The organism is Sporotomaculum syntrophicum, assembly GCF_009932395.1.
Lineage (GTDB): Bacteria > Bacillota > Desulfotomaculia > Desulfotomaculales > Desulfallaceae > Sporotomaculum > Sporotomaculum syntrophicum.
This window is the reverse complement of sequence record NZ_LSRS01000007.1, coordinates 1-18,972: the sequence shown is the minus strand read 5'-3', so window position 1 is coordinate 18,972 and position 18,972 is coordinate 1. Positions and strand designations below refer to the sequence as shown.

Sequence of the window (18,972 nt, the reverse complement as noted above, 5' to 3'; positions counted from 1 at the left end):
TGAATATACAAGTAACTTCACCTCTGGTTTTTGTCGTTTGTTATTAGGTGCTACTTGTAATATTCGGCAAAACAAGGGGTGAAGTCCTTTTTTGTGGCCTTGAAACCCTTGATTCTATTGGCTTATGGATTATGCAAAACACTTAAGTGTTAAGTTGGACCCTGCCGGAGTCGAGAATAAAAAATTGATCGAAAGAAGGGATCCCGTGCTTATTGTTGCTATAAATGGCAGTCCAAATGCTGAAGGTAATACAGCACTGATGCTTCGTGCCGCATTGGATGAAGTAACAGCTGCCGGTGGCGAGGGGTATTTTATACAAGTTTCCGAATTGCTTTCTAAGGCAAGGGTACCCTATTGCATTGTGTGCTCTAATCCCTGCGAAGGAAAATGTTTCCGCGGGACACCGCTTGAAGAAGCCTACAAATTGCTGAGTCGCTGTGATGGTATTATTATTGGAAGTCCGGTATATTTCTGTACTGTATCAGCTCAGCTTAAAGCTTTTTGGGATAAAACCCGTTATCTGCGTAAAGATAAAGCACTGTTAAATGTGGTAGGTGGTGCATTGTCGGTGGCCGCGGGGCGTTTTGGTGGCCAGGAAACCACTCTGCGGGCGCTGCAGGATATGATGTTTTGTCAAGGTATGACCGTGGTGGGGGATGGGTTTATTGATGAAGATGCCGGACATCTGGGTGCCTGCGCCCAGCGATATGTTAAGGATGACCCGGATGGGCTGAAGCGCACGCGAATTTTGGCGCGACGAGTGCTGGAAGTGGCGCGGGCTACTGCTAGCCTGCGTACCCACCGAACCCAGGGGAAATAAAAGTATCATTAGCCAACCCCCGCTGGTCGTTCAATAGACTGACGGGGGTGACTTATTTTTTTCACTATACTTCTACTTATTTCAGACTTTAAGAAAGTAAACATTGAGGTTAGGCTTGGAGCAGGAAACCTGTCTAAAGTGGAGAACTATCTTCTGATAGAGGAGCGGAGCTATGATTTTGATAAAATGTTAACTTGTTTATAATGATAGCCTTTTTGTAAATGCTATTATCTGGGTGATATAACTATTCAGGGGATGGGGAACGGGTGGAAATTCGTCAGTATACCGAAGCAATGGAAGAAAATAATTTATCTCCCTTTGCCGCGCGTAGCAATCGCTCAGTTGGCCGTCGTATTCCCGAAGAGCCTTGTCAGATCAGAACAGAATACCAGCGCGACCGGGACAGAATCATCCATTCCAAAGCATTCCGCCGCCTCAAACACAAAACCCAAGTTTTTATTAGCCCTGAAGGTGATCATTACCGTACCAGGCTCACCCATACTTTGGAGGTTGCCCAAATTGCCCGTACGGTAGCACGGGCGCTGTGTTTAAACGAGGATCTCACCGAGGCGATAGCTCTGGGGCATGACCTGGGGCATACACCTTTTGGTCACGCCGGCGAAAGCGCCCTTAATGACATTATGCCTGGTGGCTTCAAACATAACCAGCAAAGCTTACGAGTGGTGGAAGACTTGGAGAGTGGTACGGGGCTGAATCTAACCTGGGAAGTGTGTGACGGCATTTTAAATCACACCGGTTCGGGGCTCCCGTCTACTCTGGAAGGCCAGGTGGTAAGAATAGCCGACCGGGTGGCTTATATAAATCATGATATTGACGATGCCATCCGGGGTGGAATTTTACAGGTTGCGGATTTACCGTCTTTTTGCCTGGATGTATTAGGACGGGAACACCGCAATCGCATAAATACAATGGTAAAGGATTTAATTGTAACCAGTTGGAATAAACACCAAATCTCTATGAGTAGTCAAGTACAGCAGGCTACAGATAAACTGAGGCAATTTCTATTTGAACATGTCTACATCTATGCAGAAGCCCAAGCAGAAGAGACTAAAGCTCGGCATATATTGCAGCATCTATTTGTCCATTGTGTCAAGTTTCCACAAGACCTGCCTGCCGAATTCAGAGGTCAGACCGTGGGCGTGGAACGGGCGGTATGCGACTACATAGCGGGTATGACTGACCGCTATGCTATTGCCCAGTTTAAACAACTGTTTATTCCTCGCTCCTTTGCTATTCCCGACAGTAGTATTACTGCACTCGGTCTAGGGGCAAACAAAAAAAATGTCGAGTCCGGAAGGAAAATTTATGGTGATAGCGAATAAATGTTACACGACCATATGTTGCTGAGTGTCGTGATTAGAAGGTGTAATAATGGGTGGGCTTATTCCTGAAGAGATTATTGAGAATATTCGGCTGCGTACCGATATTGTACAGATAATTTCTGATTATGTAACGCTTAGGAAAAAAGGCCGCAATTACCTGGGCTTTTGTCCGTTCCACCGGGAATCTGATCCATCGTTTACAGTTACGCCCGACAAACAAGTTTTCCATTGTTTTGGCTGTAATGCAGGTGGCAATGTTTTTAAATTCATCATGTTGCAGCACAATTTATCTTTCCCCGAAGCGGTAAAAATGCTGGGAGAAAAGGTCGGGGTAGACGTTCCAGATCGTTACAGCCCTCAGGTACGGGAGCGTTTGCGCCGGGAGGAAAAAGCGTGGCAAATAAACGCTCTGGCCAGAGATTTTTATCAAAACGTACTGCTGCAATACTCAGAGGCGGCCATGGCCAGGGATTACATCGCTAGCCGTGGCATTACTGCGGATATTATTAAGGATTTTGGCCTCGGTTACGCACCTGCAGCATGGGACACCTTAATTAAGTTCATGCGGAGCAAAGGCATCAGCGTGTCTGATCTGTTGAAAGTAGGATTGGCCGTTAGCGGGGATCACAGAGCATATGACCGATTTCGGTCACGCTTAATGTTTCCCATAACAGATGCCCGGGGGAGGGTAGTCGGTTTTGGCGGGCGGGTGTTGGGTGAGGGATTGCCCAAATATTTAAACACTGCAGAAACGGATTTTTTTAGTAAAGGTAAAATTTTGTATGGTCTTAACCGAGCTAGACAAGCCATTCGAGATATGGGCTACGTTATAATTACCGAAGGCTATATGGATACCATAGCTGCCCACCAATTTGGCATGACCAATACAGTGGCCTCACTGGGAACTAGTATGTCCAGGGAGCACGGGCAATTACTAATGAACTACACCAGGGAGGTTATTATTGCTTACGATGCCGACGCTGCAGGAGTGGCGGCTGCAGAGCGGGGACTGGATATATTACAGGAGCTGGGCTTTCGGGTAAGAGTGCTTTCTCTTCCCGAGGGCAAAGACCCGGATGAATTTTTACGAGCCCGGGGATTGGACCAGTGGAGGCAGCAGGTGGAAAACGCCACACCATTGGTAGAGTTTAAGATACAGAGAGCCCTGGCTAAATATCAAAACGGACCCTTGTTCAGGGATGCAGTATTGGAAGAAGTACTACCCGCCCTGGCCACGATGTCCGGTGAACTGGAAAAGAACGAAGCCATTCGTATGGTGGCTGCTAGATTATTTACCAGTTACCATGTAGTGGCGGAACAGCTCCAAAGATTTACCAATAATAACCGAAAAAATACAACCACACCGGATAAAATTGCTAAAATTAAGCATAATATTAATAATAAAATAATCAACGCCGATTTTGGCAAAAAAGCCGAATATGGATTGATGCGGTTAATCCTGGAAGATAAAAAATTAATAGATACAGTTGCCAGTGCATTACCGGGCAATTTTTTTCAGGATGAGTTTTGCCGTGAAATTTACACTAAGATATTGGCCTTATATAAGCGGTCTTATTCGTATGCTTTATCTGCTGTGCTTGATTACCTGGAAGAGGAGTATCAGAAAAAGTTGAGCGCTATGTTAATGGAACCAATACCCGGTGAAAACCCGGACGTGATGGTGCATGCGTATATTGATGCTATCAAAAGACGGCAATTGCAGGAAAAGCGTCGGCAATTGCAGGATGCGCTGGCTATCGCAGAAAAAGCCGGGGATGATGAGGAAATAATACGCATTTTGCGCGAAATTGGTTTTACTGATCAAACCCTGAAGGGAGGGGAAATGCTGCAATGAGTAGGGAAAGCTCCAGAAAAACACAAATCACCAAAGACATTAAGGACTTAATCGAGAAAGGCAAAAAAAGGGGAGCATTGACATACCAAGAGGTTATGGATAGTTTACAAGGCATAGAGCTTACCCCCGAGCAAATTGATGATGTATACGAGAAATTGTCCGCTTTAGGTATTGAAGTGGTTCCTGATGTTAATGACATAGATACCATTAACGTTTCTTCCGTTGAAGAAGAGGATAACGACTCCGGTGAAGATGTAGAAGTTGATTTGACTATCCCCGAAGGCGTTGGTATAGATGATCCCGTACGTATGTACCTTAAGGAAATCGGTCGCGTGCCTTTGCTGACACCTGAAAGGGAAGTTGAACTGGCCAAGCGTATGGAACAGGGTGACGAAGAAGCTAAACGTCTTTTGGCCGAAGCCAATTTGCGCTTGGTGGTCAGTATTGCCAAACGTTATGTAGGTCGTGGTATGTTATTTTTAGATTTGATTCAAGAAGGTAATCTTGGGCTGATTAAGGCTGTGGAAAAGTTTGATTTTCGCAAGGGATTTAAATTCAGCACATATGCAACCTGGTGGATCAGGCAGGCAATTACCAGGGCTATTGCAGATCAAGCTCGAACGATTCGTATTCCGGTGCACATGGTGGAAACCATCAACAAATTAATCCGGGTGAGCAGGCAACTGCTGCAAGAATTGGGACGCGAGCCGTTACCCGAAGAGATTGCTAAAGAAATGGGTATTTCCGAGGATAAGGTGCGTGAAATATTAAAGATTGCCCAGGAACCTGTGTCACTGGAAACTCCTATTGGTGAGGAAGAGGATTCCCACCTGGGTGATTTCATTGAAGACCATGATGCCCGGGCTCCTGCTGAGGAAGCTTCCTTTACCTTACTCCGGGAGCAGTTGGATGATGTACTTACCACACTTACCGACCGGGAGCAAAAGGTGTTACGCCTGCGTTTTGGGCTGGATGATGGCCGGGCGCGAACTCTTGAAGAAGTAGGTCAGAAGTTTGGTGTTACCCGGGAGCGGATCAGGCAAATTGAAGCTAAAACGTTAAGAAAACTACGCCATCCCAGTCGCAGTAAAAAGCTTAAGGACTACTTAGATTAGCTAAATTTTACTTGATATATTCTATTGACCGAGGGGTAGGATTAATGTATAATTACTGCTGTAGCGTTCCTCGATAGCTCAACGGTAGAGCATCCGGCTGTTAACCGGAGGGTTGCTGGTTCGAATCCAGCTCGGGGAGCCAATCCCTACGGGCCCATAGCTCAACGGTAGAGCATCCGGCTCATAACCGGCTGGTTCTAGGTTCGAATCCTAGTGGGCCCACCAGTAGTAGGCGGTTAATTTGGCCCCATGGTCAAGAGGCCTAAGACACCGCCCTTTCACGGCGGTAACCCGGGTTCGAATCCCGGTGGGGTCACCACAAGGGCGATTAGCTCAGTTGGGAGAGCGCCTGCCTTACAAGCAGGATGTCGGCGGTTCAAGTCCGTCATCGCCCACCATATACAGTACTCGCCGGAGTATAGCTCCGGCGTTTAATCTGATAATAGGGGAGCATAGCTCAGCTGGGAGAGCGCCTGCCTTACAAGCAGGATGTCACAGGTTCAAGTCCTGTTGTTCCCACCAAAGAAAAGAAGGCAACACCAAAATTATTTTTGGTTGTTGCCTTCTTTTCTTTGGTTTATTAGTATCCGAATTCACAGAACGCAATTTTCCAGTTATTCCTTCTTTTTATGGCGGGATTACGCTAAGTTATCAGGTACCCAGTGTATATTTCTAAAAACTCAAACTATTCATCAAGGCGTTTTTACAGATAGTTCATCTGCTTTAATTGTTAACTGAATATTTTATTCAATTTCATAATTATAAGGCAGCTCAGTGAAAAGGTTGTTTATAATTTTGTCTGTAATGTAGCTCAATTTTTTGTAGGAACTGGGGATGTTAAGAATGCGTATAAAGGTACTCGGTTTTTCCAACCGATTTCCTAAGTATATAAAACGTTCTATATAAGCAAAATAACTTGGTAGTAGTACGTTGACGCTCATGCTCGCAAGTAGTCAGATAAAAACCCCTTACTTTGGGCACTAGAGCTACACCGTAGACATGACATTAGAACAATCCCCCTCAGTCTTAGCTTATTTCAGTAAAATTGTGCACACATTGAAGGAACTGTTACTGAGGAGGTAGTCATGTAGACAGGAGGGATTACTTTGTCTGATAAACAAAAAAAGAAACTAACTGCCTTGCAGCAGGAATATCAATCTTTTGCCAAGGCCAGGGAACCCGGACGTCCGGTGACAAAAAATATTCTTCGGGCATTTATAGTGGGTGGTGTTATCTGTATAGTTGCCCAGGGTATCTCGGATTTTTTCCTGTGGAACTTTGATTTTACGGAAAAAACAGTGGGTAATCCCACGGCAGCGGTGATGATTCTAATATCGGTAATACTAACTTCAGTAGGTATCTATGACCACATCGCCCAATGGGCCGGGGCCGGGACGGCGGTGCCTGTAACGGGGTTTGCCAATTCCATAGCTTCGGCGGCCATCGAACACCGCAGCGAGGGGTTGGTGCTGGGGGTAGGGGGGAATATGTTTAAACTGGCCGGTTCAGTTATTGTATTTGGGGTATTTGCTGCTTTTGTGGTTGCTTTGATTAAAACAATCTTAGCAATGTTGGAGGGAAGCTAAAATATGTTGCATGGCCACCAAACCTGGTTATTTAATAACCAGCCTACTATTGTTGCCACCGCTGTTGTTGGGGGCCCCTTTGAGGCGCTGGGACCGCTAGCCGATGATTTCGACCTTTTACACGGCGACTTGTGGCTTGAGCAGGATAGTTTTGAAAAAGCACAAAAAAAATTGCTGGAAGACGCTTGTGCAAAAGCTATTCAAAAGGGCGGACTGCAAAAGCAGGATGTGCAATTTTTTTTGGCCGGAGATTTGTTAAACCAAATAATTTCCAGTAGTTTTGCTGCCAGGACACTGGCTACACCCTTTTTGGGACTTTATGGGGCTTGTTCAAGTTCAATGGAGAGCCTGTCCCTAGCAGCCCTTATCGTAAACAGCAGGGCGGCTAATTATGTACTTTGTGGTACCGTCAGTCATAATGGAGCAGTAGAAAAACAATTTCGCTATCCTACTGAATATGGCTCCCAGAAACCTCCCACCGCCCAGTGGACGGTCACTGCCGCCGGGGTAGCTCTGCTGGCAGCTGAAGGGGAAGGTCCTAAAGTTACCAGTGCCACCATAGGTAAAATAGTCGACATGGGGATAACTGACCCCTATAATATGGGTGGCGCGATGGCCCCGGCCGCAGTGGATACTATTACCGCTCATTTCCGGGATTTGGACATAGATCCCCGGGAATACGATCTAATTGTCACAGGTGATTTAGGACGGGTGGGTTATGAAATTGCCGCTGATTTATTTAAGAAACACAACCTGGATATACCAGCCGAAATATTTAAAGATTGCGGGATGATGATTTACGGGCCGGACCAGCAGGCGGAAGTTCTATCCGGAGGCAGTGGCTGTGGCTGCTCAGCTGCGGTCACTTATGGTCATTTACTGAACAGGATGAAAAAAGGGGAACTACGCAAAATATTAGTTGTAGCCACCGGTGCCCTATTATCACCGTTGTCATATCAGCAAAAGGAAAGCATTCCGTGTATTGCACATGCTGTTTCCATTGAATCGAGCCAATAAAGGGGTGACTTTACTATGGAAACTTATTTTTGGGCTTTTGTGGTTGGTGGGCTAATTTGTGTAGTCGGACAGCTGCTTATGGATGTTGGAAAACTTACCCCTGCTCATACCATTAGCAGTATGGTAGTGGCGGGCGCCGTTTTAGCCGGTTTGGGGCTATATGACCCGCTGATTGATTTTGCCGGAGCCGGAGCAACTATTCCCATTACAAGTTTTGGTAATTCCCTGGTGCGCGGGGCGTTGGCTGAAGCTGAACAGACCGGCTTGGTGGGCATTATTACAGGTATTTTCGAGGTAACTAGCGCGGGTATATCGGCAGCAATAATTTTTGGTTTTATGGCGTCTTTACTGGTGAGGCCTAAGGGTTGAACTAACTATATTGGTAATATTGGTTGTTCGTGCAAGATTGGTTGAAATGGGGTGACAAGTATGAATAAAATATTAAAAGTTGTTATCTTGTGTTTAATTGTCTGTATTATGGCCGGTTGTGCAGTGGTGGAACTACCGCAAAGAAAACCGCTGGCGCAGATGGGCCAGGTTAGTGGACCGCCTTATATTCATGCTGAGCTGTCGGAGCAAGTGGAAGAAGTTGCCGGAGATATCCAGGGTGTAAAAGATAGTACAGCTCTGGTAATGAATGATCAAATAGCTGTGGCCGTTAAAGTTACCGGCTTTGACCGCTTGCATTTAAAAGCCATTAGACAAAATTTATATAATCAAGTTGAGAGAACTGCTCCCGGGTATGATGTGCACGTGACCACCGACAAGAAGCTTTTTGCACAGTTGCAAATGCTGAAGGAGCAGATAAAGAATGCACAGCAATATAGTATTCCTGCACAGATTAAAGATAGCTACAATGTTATTATCGAAGATATGAATGGTTGATATGTTCCCGCGGCAGGCGCGGAAGAGCCCAGTCGATTTATTTTATCAATACTGTTGAATACCCCTTATTGTTATCACGATGATAATTGAACGAATGGACATGTTATCATGTTATCTAACTCAGCTAAGCTTAGGGGAAAAGAAAAGCGCCCGCTATGGGGCGTAAGGAGAAAGGATTAATCACACTATATATTATGCCAAAATACTAACAATTTCAGTCAAAACAAACTAACAGAATCATTTGCTTAGCAGTCGAATACCGGTTTAAACAGTATATCGAAATTAATGAGGATCTTTGTAGCCAGCGTGTGCGTTATGCTAAGGTGATGCGGGGTAATTCTTTATTTTTTTTTACATATAGGCCAGATATCAAACAGGATTATGCCAATTAACTTTAAAGTAGTGTCTTGAAAACAGTAATATTTGGGGCTTTGCTCAAGCTGAACTGTTGTAATGTCTGCAAATGGTTTAAAATGCGGAGTTGGATATGGTTACTACCATATTAACTTCGCTTTGGTTACTAGCCTTATAAAATAATGATTGCAAACCAGCCCACACTTCCTGGTCTGTACCCTGTAGACGGGTGGACATGGAACCTACTTGAGTTTGCAAATCATATTGTCTTAACGTATCAATAGAATTGTTGATAATTTGGCTCGCGCTGGTTGTTTTTTGTGGATACAGTGATACTTCAGCTGTTAACATTGGTATCCCCTCCGATTAGAATATTTTTCAAACACCATGTTTAAAGCTATACCCAGAAGCACCAAAAATTATTTGTTCTGGTAGTATTATAAAAAATTATCCCGCCTACCATACTAAAGTGAACTAGGCTTGGACTTTTATTAAGGTATTTGGTTTAAATTATATATTTTATAAAGAATATATAAAGGATAGTCGATAACAAAAATCAGGAGAGGGCAAATGCAGAAGTTCTTAAATTTAAGAGGTGCAAAATACCTGATAGTGTTGTTAATTATCATGACAATCGGATTATTCGATCACTTAAATATTAAACAAGAGGTTCATCATAAACCAATCCCGCAAAATAAGCTTCCCATTCCATACTCAATTCACACAGTTAAAGATAAACAAAAGATTGCTCCTGCTCCTACAAATACAAAACAAGGCTATGTCATATTTGAGAACGACCAAGTAGCGGTTTACCGCAATGAACAGATGGCAGATATTGTAAACAAGCAAACAGGGCAAAGAATAAGAGTTTATCGCGGCGGCACAGTGCACAATATTATTGGTAAGTCTGCTAATAAACCTCCGCTGGTGGGTGATACAATTGCAGAAGGTATAAAGCTGGTTTGTTACGATGAAATAACAATCATTGGAATTAAGCCAGAGTTTAAAGTGATATCAACCTATCCCAACCCCCGCACTGGTTCAGATAAAATTATTATAAATAAAAAAAACAACACCCTGTATTTGTATAAAGAAGGTGAACTGTACAAAAGTTATCCTGTAGCCACCGGGGAAAATCCTTTGTTTACACCCGAGGGGGTTTTTAAGATAGCCAATAAAATTGAGAACCACGGTCAGGAGTTGAAGCCGCAACTGGGTGTTCGGTGGCTGGGGTTGGCTGTACCTTTTGAAAAAGACAACCGAGCTGAAAAAGATGCAAGAGCACCGGTAGGTAGGAAGTATGGCATTCATGGTACAAATGAGCCGGATTCTATTGGTAAATATGCTTCGGGCGGGTGTATCAGGATGGACAACAGGCAGATTGCAGAGCTTTTTAAATTAGTTGAGGTAAATACTCCCGTTGAGATCAGGCACTGGTAAGTATCTAATGAACAAAGTCAAATTTGCTTACTATGCAGTGGTTTGCTCTTGTTTATTTAGGTAACAAAATAAAATGAAAGGGGTGTAAATATGGTCATAATTTTGTTACATGACCGAACAGTTAATGGATGAGAAGACAAAATTAGCTAAATTAAACTGGTTTTATAGTCTTGAGTTGAACCAGGTAGATCTATACACAGCCCAAGCCCATGCATTAGAGGACATTTACTTGGCTAAAACCTTGGCAAGAGTCGCAGCCATTGAACAGCAGCACGTAGACAACTTAGCCGAAGAGATCAAAAAACGGGGGTACATGCCCACCTTCTTAGGGGATATCATTTCACCTTTGCTTGGTAAAACTGCCGGAACTCTATGTGGTTTGTTTGGGCCAAAGGTGGTCTTTAAAATGGATATCACCCTGGAGGAAAAAGCTATGCAGGATTATAAAGATATGATACTACATGTAGGAAATGATCGTCATCTTTTCGATGTGTTATGGGACAACCTAATTGATGAAGACTTGCATACAGCCTGGTTTGCCAACAAATTAAAGGAGTTTGAACATTGATAATAGGCTTGTATAGTTTTACTTATGGGTTATTATATGTTATTAAGGTGACTAAAATTTAACGTTTTAATTGGTTATAATTAAAGAGAGTAGATAATTGCTCAAGAGAAGCAATAACCATGTTTTTGGTTATTGCTTGACAGGAGGATTACTGACAGTAATGGAATTATCAAGACGATTAGCAGCGCTAGCCAGGCATGTTCCCGCAGGTGAGACAGTGGCGGATATTGGCACGGACCATGCGTATTTACCTATTTATCTCATTCAACAGGGCATATCTCCATGGATAGTGGCCGGTGATATTAACCGAAAGCCATACGAAGCAGCCCGGCTTAACGTACAGTCCAGCGGGCTAAACAAGAGTATTGACTTGCGTCTAGGGGACGGTCTTAACATATTAAAGCCCGGTGAAGTCAGTGTGTTGGTGGTGGCCGGTATGGGAGGCAAAACTGTTTGTACTATTTTGGAACAGGGTAGGGCTGTTTTACAGCAGATGCGGCGTTTGGTTATCCAACCGATGAATGATATTTATATGGTGCGCCGTTGGCTGTTGGATAACGGTTGGCGGTTGGCGGATGAAGAAATGGTTGTTGAAGACAGGCACTATTATGTAATAATTGTAGCTGAACGGGGACGGGAAACGAACAAAGACCGCTTTGCCCTGGAAGTTGGGCCGCGTTTGCTGGAAAAAAAGGATGTCGTTTTGAAGGAGTTTCTTACTAGAAGGATAATGAAAATTAAAGCAATAATAACAGAAATAACCCGTGCTGAAAGTGCGGCAGCACGCAATAGGGTTCTTTTATTAAGACAAGAGGCTATGGAAATCGAGGAGGTGCTGAACAGGTGGTAGACCAAGTAAAGGTAACGCTGGCGAAGGATGTAGTGCAAATAATGGAGCGGCTTGCTCCGCCGGGATTGGCGGAAGCATGGGACAACATCGGCTGGCAGGTAGGTGATCCAGAAGCGCAGGTGCAAAAAGTGCTGCTGGCATTGGATGTGACCCCGGATGTGGTTAATGAGGCAGAGAAACGCGGTGCACAGTTAATCATTTGCCATCATCCTCTGCTGCTTAAGGGTCTAAAATCGGTGCGCCTTGATAACCCGGTGGGAAGCCTGTTCTTTCGGCTCATCCAGTCCGGCATAGGTGTTTATGCCGCCCATACCAACCTGGACAGTGCGGATGGAGGTGTAAATGATGTGCTGGCTCGTGAATTAGGTCTGACGCAAACCGAAGTGCTGAAGCCGGTACAGTACCAGCAGTTGTTAAAGCTGGTGGTGTTTGTGCCGGTATCCCATGCCGGTGCGGTGCGTGATGCTTTGGGCAGAGCAGGTGCGGGCTACATTGGCAATTACAGTCACTGTACCTATAACCTTATGGGTATGGGTACCTTTTGCCCTCAAGAGGGTACTAATCCGTTTATCGGTGTTACTGGTCGTCTGGAGCAGGTTGAGGAGGTTCGTATAGAAACAATTATCAAAGAAGAGGAAACCGTTGATGTACTGCGAGCCATGATGGCGGCTCATCCTTATGAGGAAGTGGCTTATGACCTATACCCTTTACTAAACAAGGGAGTCGCCCGGGGGTTGGGGAGGATTGGTCGACTACCCCAGGCGTTGACGCTGGCTGAACTTGCCGGTAAAGTTCAACAAGTACTGAAGGGGAACTGCCTGCGTTTTGGCGGTAACCAAGATGGTTTGGTGCAGTGGGTAGCTGTCTGCGGAGGGTCCGGAGGTGATCTGTGGACTCATGCTAAGCAAAAGGGCGCTGATGTGCTGGTTACCGGAGACGTACGTTATCATGCTGCTCGGGACATGCTGGCGGCGGGTGTAAGCTTTGTCGATGCCGGTCACTTTGCCACCGAGCGGGTGGCACTACCTGTACTGCGCGAGCAATTAGCTATGATGCTGGAACAAGCTGGGCTAGCGGTGGATGTAGCCCTAACCCTTTGTGAAACAGAACCTTGGGTAGGCTTATAACGCTTTATATCTTGAATTTACCTTTAATATTTGCATGCCTATAGTTGTTGCCTGTGACCGATTTTTTACGCCTAGTTTTCTAAAAATATTCCTCAAGTGTGTTTTTACTGTGTCTATTGCCAGGTGGGTTGCTACTGATATTTCCTTATTAGTCATACCTTTAACTAGTAGATATAGTATTTCCTGTTCCCGCGGCGTCAGCTCGATATCTTGAACAGTTGCGTCAGCCTTTTCCTTGTTAAAATCACAAGGATTTGTCAATTTTATATAGTCATCGACAATTTGCTTGAAAACCGCAGGATCAATAATTCTTTCACCCCTGTATACCCGTTTGATGGTATCAATTAATTTATCCTTGGTAATGTGTTTTAACACATAACCGGCAGCTCCAGTTTCTAAGGCTTGTTTCACGAATTCCGTATCCTCAAAAATAGTTAGAAATACAATCTTGGTTTCCGGTAGATCATTTAATATTTGTCTGGCAGCTTCGATGCCATTGACCCGGTCCATTTTGATATCCATTAAAATAATATCAGGTTTGCTGAGTAGGGATAACCTATAAGCTTCCTCAGCGTCGCCACAGTCATCTACCACAAATATATCTTCGCAGGTACTTAACATATATATTAGTCCTTCTCTAATCAATGCGTGATCATCCACAATTAAAATCCTTATTTGCATTACTTAACCTCCTATTGGTAAGAGAAACATTTTTTAGAAACAGGACATTTATTTTTAATCTATTTTATAATAATTCTAATAATTCGACATATTTTTTTCGTATGGTATTACCACTTGCACTCGTGTGCCTTTACCTGGCTTAGAATCGATTTTGCTGGTGCCATTGAGCAGTAGAGTTCTTTCCCTAATACTAGCCAGACCAAGATGTTTGCCGGTTTGGCACTGCTGTTGGGTTATATTACTTAATCCTGACCCGTTATCTATAATAGATAGTATAACTTCACTTTCATTAAATGAGAATTCTACTCGAACCTTTGTTGCCCCGGAATGTTTAATAACATTGGTGATCACTTCCTGGTAAATGCGATAAAGGGTAATCTCTATTTTAGAAGGAAACCTGACATTTTCTTTGCCAAGCGCTAATTGGATTATTAAGTTATGCTGTTCCTGTATTTTTTTTGAATATGATTCAATAGCCGGGACTAAACCGTAATTGTCAAGTATTACTGGCCTTAAATCATAAATAATGTGCCTGGTATCTTCGATTTGTTCGCCCAAAACGGCTGTAAGGTCACTAATTTCTTCGTACCATTCTTCCGGGGCTTTGTTGCTGCTTCGGGTGATACGCTGCAGGCGGTACCAAATACCAATTAGTGATTGAATTATGCCGTCATGCAGGTCTAAAGCAAACCGTTTTTTTTCGTCTTCTTGGGCTGTAATTATTTTATTGACTAGCTTGTGTAATAATAATTCTTTACGGCCAAGCACATCAATCAATTTGGCATTTTCCATGGTAATTGCGGTAACCCGGGCTATAGCTGATATAATTTCTGCTTCTTCGTGGTCGAATCCCTTTAGGCCATAAGGCCTGTCCACCTGCATAATACCCAAGGCTTTATCTTTTTTCATAATTGGGGCCATAATCATCCAACTATAATTGAAGTCTTTTATTATTCTTTGAGGAATATATTTTTTTATATTTTGAGGCGTCACAATAACGGGTCGTTTATTTTTAATGGCTGCGCCCATAGCGGGGAAAATTGGGTAGTTAGTTAAGACCTTTAATTTGTCCTTTAAGTTAATATCATAACTTCCTACCGCTGCTATTGGCCGAATGGTTTTTTCGCTTTTATCCAGCATGTAGATACATGTGCGCGCAAAAAACAAATCAGCTGTTAACTGGGCAACTACATGAAGCATTTGCCGGGTATCTAAAGTTGAACTAATGGTACTGATTACCTCAAGGCATGCGGCCAGTTTCCTGTATTCAGTATCTTTATGTGTTTCAAAAATTGATTCCTGGATAATATCCGCCATATGCCGGCCCAGGGATAAAGCTTTGGCTAACATGTAATCAGCAGTATGGGAGTCAGTATTAAAAATGCCTACCTCCATAGTACCCAAAGGATCGCCAGCCTGTAAAATCACCGGAAGTGTTGTATAAGCAACCGGATTAAATGTTTCCAGTAGTTTTTCTTGACTTGTATCTAATTTATTTAAATTTGTCTCAAGATCAGCCCAGTACGCGTTTTTATTCTGGGGGGAATTAGATTCATTTTCAGCATACCACCATACAGGAAGGCGTCCGTTTCTTACTAGCACCAGGGCGGCTCTTTGAAACTCAAAAGAATGAACCGAAGTTTTTATGATCTCTGCTAAAGTTTCTTCCAGTTTTTTGGTAGTCTGGAATGAGGGACTAACTTGACAAGCAACGATTAACTCGGTAGTTAAGGGTTTAGTACGCGGTTGCACAAATCTACCCCCTTTCATTTATTAATTTTACAACTGCCCATATTAACTGTCAACTTTGCTAAACTCTTGGATTAGCCTATTAAGGTTAACACCTGTGCTTAATATATTATCCTGGCAAGATGTTGCACTTCTTTGATATCATCGATCAAATTAATCACGGAGGCTAATCCTTTTAACATTTAATCTCACCTGACTTGTTAATCCTTTCATCATCTACGTTTCACCTGGCTTGTTAACTCTCTTTTCATCCAAGTTTCACCTGGCTTCATGCTTTTAAGTGATTTTATTTAATCTTTTTATTAATTATAATTTTATTTAAATATATATATATTTATAAATAATAAAAATATATAAAAAGGGGGGTAAAAATGAGGTACGCAGATGCAGGTTACAACTTAGAGATTGATTTAACGCGAGGAAATATTGAGAAAGTTGAAAGTGACCCTAGGGACACCGAACTATATTTGGGGGGCCTTGGGACAAACGCTAAGATAATGTGGGACAGGGTTCCTCCCGAAATTGATGCCTTTGCTCCCGAAAATGTTTTAATTTTCAGCGCCGGTCTTTTATGTGGCACACCGGCTCTTTCTGCTAACCGCACCATGGTTACTTCCATATCACCTCAAACCAAATTATTTCAATATTCAATGATGGGGGGCTTTTGGTCCCCGGAATTGAAGTTTGCCGGTTATGACAAAGTGATTATGCGCGGCAAAGCTCCCAATTTAGTTTATATATGGATCAATAACGACAAGGTGGAAATACGCGATGCCTCTCATTTACATGGTAAGGGGGCTGTTGAAACTCAGGAATTAATTAAGGCAGAACTAAATGAGCCTAAAGCGCAGGTAGCCGCCATCGGCCTGGCGGGTGAAAACAGGGTCTTTTTTGCTTCTATTGAGCAGGCTAGATCCAGCTGCAGCCGGGGTGGTTTAGGTGCCGTAATGGGCAGTAAAAATGTGAAGGCTATTGCTGTTCGCGGTACCAAGAACATTAATCTTGCTAGACCAGCTGAGTTTATGAAACTAATGGAAGAAGTTAAGAGATATACAATATGGCGTAACGAAAATCCGATACCAAATTATATGCCCATTTTAGCCGGTCTTGGCTCACCTCAAGAGATGAAGCACGATGATGAAAAGTGGCATACCGAAAACTTCAGCTGGGGAAATTCTCGTACCCGCAGAAGGGGTTTTTGGAACAAAGACATTGCCGAGGACTGGAAAAAGACCATGGCCACCATGCAAAACCGGCTGATTAGCTGCTTTAACTGTCCCAATAAATGCGGGGCGACCCTTACTCCCCCAGGTCAGCCAACCTACATGATGAAATGCTTTACGAAACTTACCTATACTATGGCCGCTTATTCGGACTTGGCCTTTGGTCTGAGCATTGCGCAAAAGGCTACCGAGTATGGGATAGACGGCTATTCAGGCCCGCAGGTCATGGCTTTTGGACTTGAGCTTTTAGAAGCCGGTATTTTAAGTGAAGCTGATTTCGCTGGCATGCCGGAAGATAATGATGGTAAGTTTTACTGGCTGCTGGATAGAATCGTGCGGCGGGAAGGTATCGGGGATATCTTAGCCGATGGCACCTACTGGGCAGCTGAAAGAATTGGTAAGGGTGCTCATGCATTTGCTCATAACAATATCAGGAAACATGAGCAGCTGCCCCTCAAGCTAGGTACCATGGATCCTATCTATTACCTGCTTTATTGCTGCAATGAGAAGGCGACGGTTACGCAAATTGAAGGTAATTTCCCCCAGGCTCCCTTTGCCACCCAGGAGGAAAAGGATGCCTTTGTCAGCGATTGGTTCCAGTGCCCAAGTGAAAGAATTAAAGAAGTTGTCCGGAAGTGGAGTTTTAAAGGGGAATATGCAGGCCCGTATTACCCTACGCCTGAACTGTGTTCTGAAATAGTAGACTGGCAGGAGAGGATGCACTATGTCGATGACTGTGTCGGCATGTGCGCCGGTATGTCATCCTTCCCCTTGAAGCCTCCTTATCACCTTTTCAACTACCCGCAGATTATTTCGGCTGCTAGCGGTATCGAAATGGATACAGATGAGCTGGTAAAAGTCACCAAAAGAGTCCGGAATTTGGTCAGGGCTAATAATATCATCAGAGGCTTACGTAGAGTAGACGAGGTTCCTCCAGAAGACCATTGGAATAAGAGATTTCCCGAGTTGGAAAAGGAACTCCTGGATACCTATTACAAATATAAGGGTTGGAATAACGACGGTGTTCCGACCAAAGAGCTTTTACATGAATTGAATTTGGATTATGTTGCCGAAGACTTCGAAAAGAGGGGAATCTATTCAGAGACACCTTCCTATGAGCTCGCGGCACAAAAAGAGAAGGAGGTGTAGACGTGGGCAAGAGAATCATTAAGACCATAAAAGTTGATGCCAATAAATGCAACGGCTGCCGGGCATGTGAGGTGATTTGCGCCGCTTTTCACGCTACGCCAAAATACAGCATCGTCAACCCGGCCAGGTCGCGTGTTCAGATGATGCGTGACCCTATGAGAGATATTTATGTGCCTGTATTCGCCGGTGAGCTTGCTAAGGCTGAATGTATGGGTAGAAACGTATATATTATGGACGGCAGGGAATACGATGAGTGCGGCTTTTGCAGACAACCATGCCCATCCAGGGATCTGTTTAAGGAACCGGATTCCAAACTGCCGCTTAAATGCGATATGTGTGAAGACGATCCGCCACAAAAAGAACCTTTATGTGTCCAGTGGTGCTTGGAGGATGCCCTGATTTATGAAGAAAGAGAAGTAGAAGAAGAAGATGTAGTGCCGTCTGATGAAATGGAGATGAGCATCAAATCTGTAGTAGACTCATATGGCTTAGATAATGTGGTAGCCACCTTGGCTCGCATGTCGGAGAAGAGCTAACATGAAAGCAAAAACATTAGTTGAAAGAAGGGGATTATGTGGATACTGAAACCCCCATCAAAGAAGTAATAGAGGAGATAAAAGAGTACGGTGGCTATCCGGCTAAATACTGCTATCAATGCGGGAAATGCGATACAGTCTGTCCCTGGAACAGAGTAAGAGTATTCAGCATGCGAAAACTGATCCGCGAAGCCACCTTTGGTTTGACCGAAATTGAAAACGAAGAGATCTGGCGCTGCACCACCTGCGGTAGATGCCAGGAAGTATGCCCCAGAGAAGTCAAGCAGATACAAAACATGATGGCAGTGCGTCGAATGGCCACGGGATATGGCGTATTCCCCGAACATATCAAACCAGTGCGCGCCGTAACCGCCGGTCTGGGCGCAGAAGGCAACCCCTTTGGCGAACCGCGCGCTAACCGTGCCGACTGGTCCAAGGGCTTGAATGTAAAGACCTACGAAGAAGGCATGGAAGCCCTGTATTTCCCCGGCTGCTACCTGTGCTATGACCCGCGTTTAAAGAAAGTAGCAGTAGCAACAGCAAAAGTCCTCAACGCAGCAGGCGTGGAATACGGAATCCTGGGCGAAGAAGAGAACTGCTGCGGAGAAAGCATTCGCAAAACCGGAAACGAAGAAATGTTTAAAGAACTGGCCAAAGCCAACATAAAAAGCTGG

18 protein-coding genes and 5 tRNA genes are annotated in these 18,972 nt (G+C 44.1%); 20 read left to right on the top strand and 3 right to left on the bottom strand.

All coding sequences use genetic code 11. The features are described 5' to 3' along the window. The first annotated feature begins 205 nt into the window (after nucleotides 1-205). The 13 genes from SPSYN_RS13370 (at nucleotide 206) to SPSYN_RS13310 (ending at nucleotide 8,621) form a co-directional block, all read left to right on the top strand. Nucleotides 206-820 (top strand): flavodoxin family protein, encoded by a 615-nt coding sequence (locus SPSYN_RS13370; RefSeq protein WP_161823066.1) that lies wholly within the window; start codon nucleotides 206-208, stop codon nucleotides 818-820. Nucleotides 821-1,086: 266 nt separating this feature from the next. Next, nucleotides 1,087-2,163: a deoxyguanosinetriphosphate triphosphohydrolase gene (locus tag SPSYN_RS13365; RefSeq protein WP_161822999.1), complete on the top strand. Its 1,077-nt coding sequence runs from the start codon at nucleotides 1,087-1,089 to the stop codon at nucleotides 2,161-2,163. Between the two features lie 49 nt (nucleotides 2,164-2,212). Beyond that, nucleotides 2,213-4,018 carry a DNA primase gene (dnaG, locus tag SPSYN_RS13360; RefSeq protein ID WP_161822998.1) on the top strand — a complete coding sequence of 602 codons (1,806 nt, stop codon included), beginning with the start codon at nucleotides 2,213-2,215 and terminating at the stop codon, nucleotides 4,016-4,018. Further along, nucleotides 4,015-5,133: an RNA polymerase sigma factor RpoD gene (gene rpoD, locus SPSYN_RS13355; protein ID WP_161822997.1), complete on the top strand. Its 1,119-nt coding sequence runs from the start codon at nucleotides 4,015-4,017 to the stop codon at nucleotides 5,131-5,133. Before dnaG ends, rpoD begins: the two co-directional genes overlap by 4 nt. 67 nt (nucleotides 5,134-5,200) lie before the next feature. Continuing rightward, nucleotides 5,201-5,275, top strand: a tRNA-Asn gene (locus SPSYN_RS13350). An 8-nt stretch (nucleotides 5,276-5,283) separates the two neighbouring features. Continuing rightward, nucleotides 5,284-5,358, top strand: a tRNA-Ile gene (locus SPSYN_RS13345). A gap of 18 nt (nucleotides 5,359-5,376) precedes the next feature. Next, nucleotides 5,377-5,452: transfer RNA gene (locus SPSYN_RS13340), tRNA-Glu, on the top strand. A 3-nt stretch (nucleotides 5,453-5,455) separates the two neighbouring features. Then, nucleotides 5,456-5,531: transfer RNA gene (locus SPSYN_RS13335), tRNA-Val, on the top strand. Between the two features lie 48 nt (nucleotides 5,532-5,579). Continuing rightward, nucleotides 5,580-5,655: transfer RNA gene (locus tag SPSYN_RS13330), tRNA-Val, on the top strand. Between the two features lie 584 nt (nucleotides 5,656-6,239). Next, nucleotides 6,240-6,719 (top strand): stage V sporulation protein AC, encoded by a 480-nt coding sequence (gene spoVAC, locus SPSYN_RS13325; protein WP_161822996.1) that lies wholly within the window; start codon nucleotides 6,240-6,242, stop codon nucleotides 6,717-6,719. Between the two features lie 3 nt (nucleotides 6,720-6,722). Beyond that, a complete protein-coding gene (gene spoVAD / locus SPSYN_RS13320; protein ID WP_161822995.1) occupies nucleotides 6,723-7,736 on the top strand; it encodes a stage V sporulation protein AD in 1,014 nt (337 codons plus the stop codon). A gap of 15 nt (nucleotides 7,737-7,751) precedes the next feature. After that, nucleotides 7,752-8,105, top strand: coding sequence for a stage V sporulation protein AE (gene spoVAE / locus SPSYN_RS13315; RefSeq protein ID WP_161822994.1), 354 nt, complete (start codon nucleotides 7,752-7,754; stop codon nucleotides 8,103-8,105). Nucleotides 8,106-8,165: 60 nt separating this feature from the next. Continuing rightward, complete coding sequence (locus SPSYN_RS13310; protein ID WP_161822993.1) at nucleotides 8,166-8,621, top strand: YhcN/YlaJ family sporulation lipoprotein; 456 nt, start codon at nucleotides 8,166-8,168, stop codon at nucleotides 8,619-8,621. A 468-nt stretch (nucleotides 8,622-9,089) separates the two neighbouring features. Here SPSYN_RS13310 and SPSYN_RS13305 read toward each other — a convergent pair whose 3' ends face one another. Continuing rightward, nucleotides 9,090-9,326, bottom strand: coding sequence for a YkoF family thiamine/hydroxymethylpyrimidine-binding protein (locus tag SPSYN_RS13305; RefSeq protein ID WP_161822992.1), 237 nt, complete (start codon nucleotides 9,324-9,326; stop codon nucleotides 9,090-9,092). A 219-nt stretch (nucleotides 9,327-9,545) separates the two neighbouring features. Between SPSYN_RS13305 and SPSYN_RS13300 the strand changes: the two genes are divergently transcribed. From SPSYN_RS13300 to SPSYN_RS13285, 4 genes are all read left to right on the top strand, one after another. Further along, nucleotides 9,546-10,415 carry a L,D-transpeptidase gene (locus SPSYN_RS13300; RefSeq protein WP_161822991.1) on the top strand — a complete coding sequence of 290 codons (870 nt, stop codon included), beginning with the start codon at nucleotides 9,546-9,548 and terminating at the stop codon, nucleotides 10,413-10,415. A gap of 109 nt (nucleotides 10,416-10,524) precedes the next feature. Continuing rightward, on the top strand, nucleotides 10,525-10,983 hold the full coding sequence (locus SPSYN_RS13295) for a demethoxyubiquinone hydroxylase family protein (protein WP_243153058.1): 459 nt from the start codon (nucleotides 10,525-10,527) through the stop codon (nucleotides 10,981-10,983). A gap of 160 nt (nucleotides 10,984-11,143) precedes the next feature. Further along, nucleotides 11,144-11,833 (top strand): tRNA (adenine(22)-N(1))-methyltransferase, encoded by a 690-nt coding sequence (locus SPSYN_RS13290; RefSeq protein ID WP_161822990.1) that lies wholly within the window; start codon nucleotides 11,144-11,146, stop codon nucleotides 11,831-11,833. Then, nucleotides 11,827-12,960 carry a Nif3-like dinuclear metal center hexameric protein gene (locus SPSYN_RS13285; RefSeq protein ID WP_161822989.1) on the top strand — a complete coding sequence of 378 codons (1,134 nt, stop codon included), beginning with the start codon at nucleotides 11,827-11,829 and terminating at the stop codon, nucleotides 12,958-12,960. Before SPSYN_RS13290 ends, SPSYN_RS13285 begins: the two co-directional genes overlap by 7 nt. On the opposite strand, the gene SPSYN_RS13280 is transcribed toward SPSYN_RS13285, so the two are convergent. Both SPSYN_RS13280 and SPSYN_RS13275 read right to left on the bottom strand, forming a co-directional pair. Next, on the bottom strand, nucleotides 12,955-13,641 hold the full coding sequence (locus tag SPSYN_RS13280; protein WP_161822988.1) for a response regulator transcription factor: 687 nt from the start codon (nucleotides 13,639-13,641) through the stop codon (nucleotides 12,955-12,957). The two genes, SPSYN_RS13285 and SPSYN_RS13280, sit on opposite strands and share 6 nt — an antisense overlap. Before the next feature lie 75 nt (nucleotides 13,642-13,716). Next, entirely contained in the window at nucleotides 13,717-15,393 is a 1,677-nt protein-coding gene (locus SPSYN_RS13275) for a GAF domain-containing sensor histidine kinase (RefSeq protein WP_161822987.1), read from the bottom strand. 368 nt (nucleotides 15,394-15,761) lie between these two features. Between SPSYN_RS13275 and SPSYN_RS13270 the strand changes: the two genes are divergently transcribed. The 3 genes from SPSYN_RS13270 to SPSYN_RS13260 all read left to right on the top strand — a co-directional run. Next, entirely contained in the window at nucleotides 15,762-17,762 is a 2,001-nt protein-coding gene (locus SPSYN_RS13270; RefSeq protein ID WP_161822986.1) for an aldehyde ferredoxin oxidoreductase N-terminal domain-containing protein, read from the top strand. A gap of 2 nt (nucleotides 17,763-17,764) precedes the next feature. After that, the gene (locus SPSYN_RS13265; protein ID WP_161822985.1) at nucleotides 17,765-18,298 is read left to right on the top strand and encodes a 4Fe-4S dicluster domain-containing protein; all 534 of its coding nucleotides are present in this window, start codon (nucleotides 17,765-17,767) and stop codon (nucleotides 18,296-18,298) included. Nucleotides 18,299-18,336: 38 nt separating this feature from the next. Next, nucleotides 18,337-18,972 (top strand): (Fe-S)-binding protein (locus tag SPSYN_RS13260; protein WP_161822984.1); only part of this gene is annotated, 636 nt, incomplete at its 3' end.

Coding starts and splice junctions, on each gene's coding strand:
- dnaG (WP_161822998.1), top strand. CDS start 2,213: ATGGGTGGGCTTATTCCTGAAGAGATTATTGAGAATATTCGGCTGCGT.
- rpoD (WP_161822997.1), top strand. CDS start 4,015: ATGAGTAGGGAAAGCTCCAGAAAAACACAAATCACCAAAGACATTAAG.
- spoVAD (WP_161822995.1), top strand. CDS start 6,723: ATGTTGCATGGCCACCAAACCTGGTTATTTAATAACCAGCCTACTATT.
- spoVAE (WP_161822994.1), top strand. CDS start 7,752: ATGGAAACTTATTTTTGGGCTTTTGTGGTTGGTGGGCTAATTTGTGTA.
- SPSYN_RS13310 (WP_161822993.1), top strand. CDS start 8,166: ATGAATAAAATATTAAAAGTTGTTATCTTGTGTTTAATTGTCTGTATT.
- SPSYN_RS13305 (WP_161822992.1), bottom strand. CDS start 9,326: ATGTTAACAGCTGAAGTATCACTGTATCCACAAAAAACAACCAGCGCG.
- SPSYN_RS13300 (WP_161822991.1), top strand. CDS start 9,546: ATGCAGAAGTTCTTAAATTTAAGAGGTGCAAAATACCTGATAGTGTTG.
- SPSYN_RS13295 (WP_243153058.1), top strand. CDS start 10,525: ATGACCGAACAGTTAATGGATGAGAAGACAAAATTAGCTAAATTAAAC.
- SPSYN_RS13290 (WP_161822990.1), top strand. CDS start 11,144: ATGGAATTATCAAGACGATTAGCAGCGCTAGCCAGGCATGTTCCCGCA.
- SPSYN_RS13280 (WP_161822988.1), bottom strand. CDS start 13,641: ATGCAAATAAGGATTTTAATTGTGGATGATCACGCATTGATTAGAGAA.
- SPSYN_RS13270 (WP_161822986.1), top strand. CDS start 15,762: ATGAGGTACGCAGATGCAGGTTACAACTTAGAGATTGATTTAACGCGA.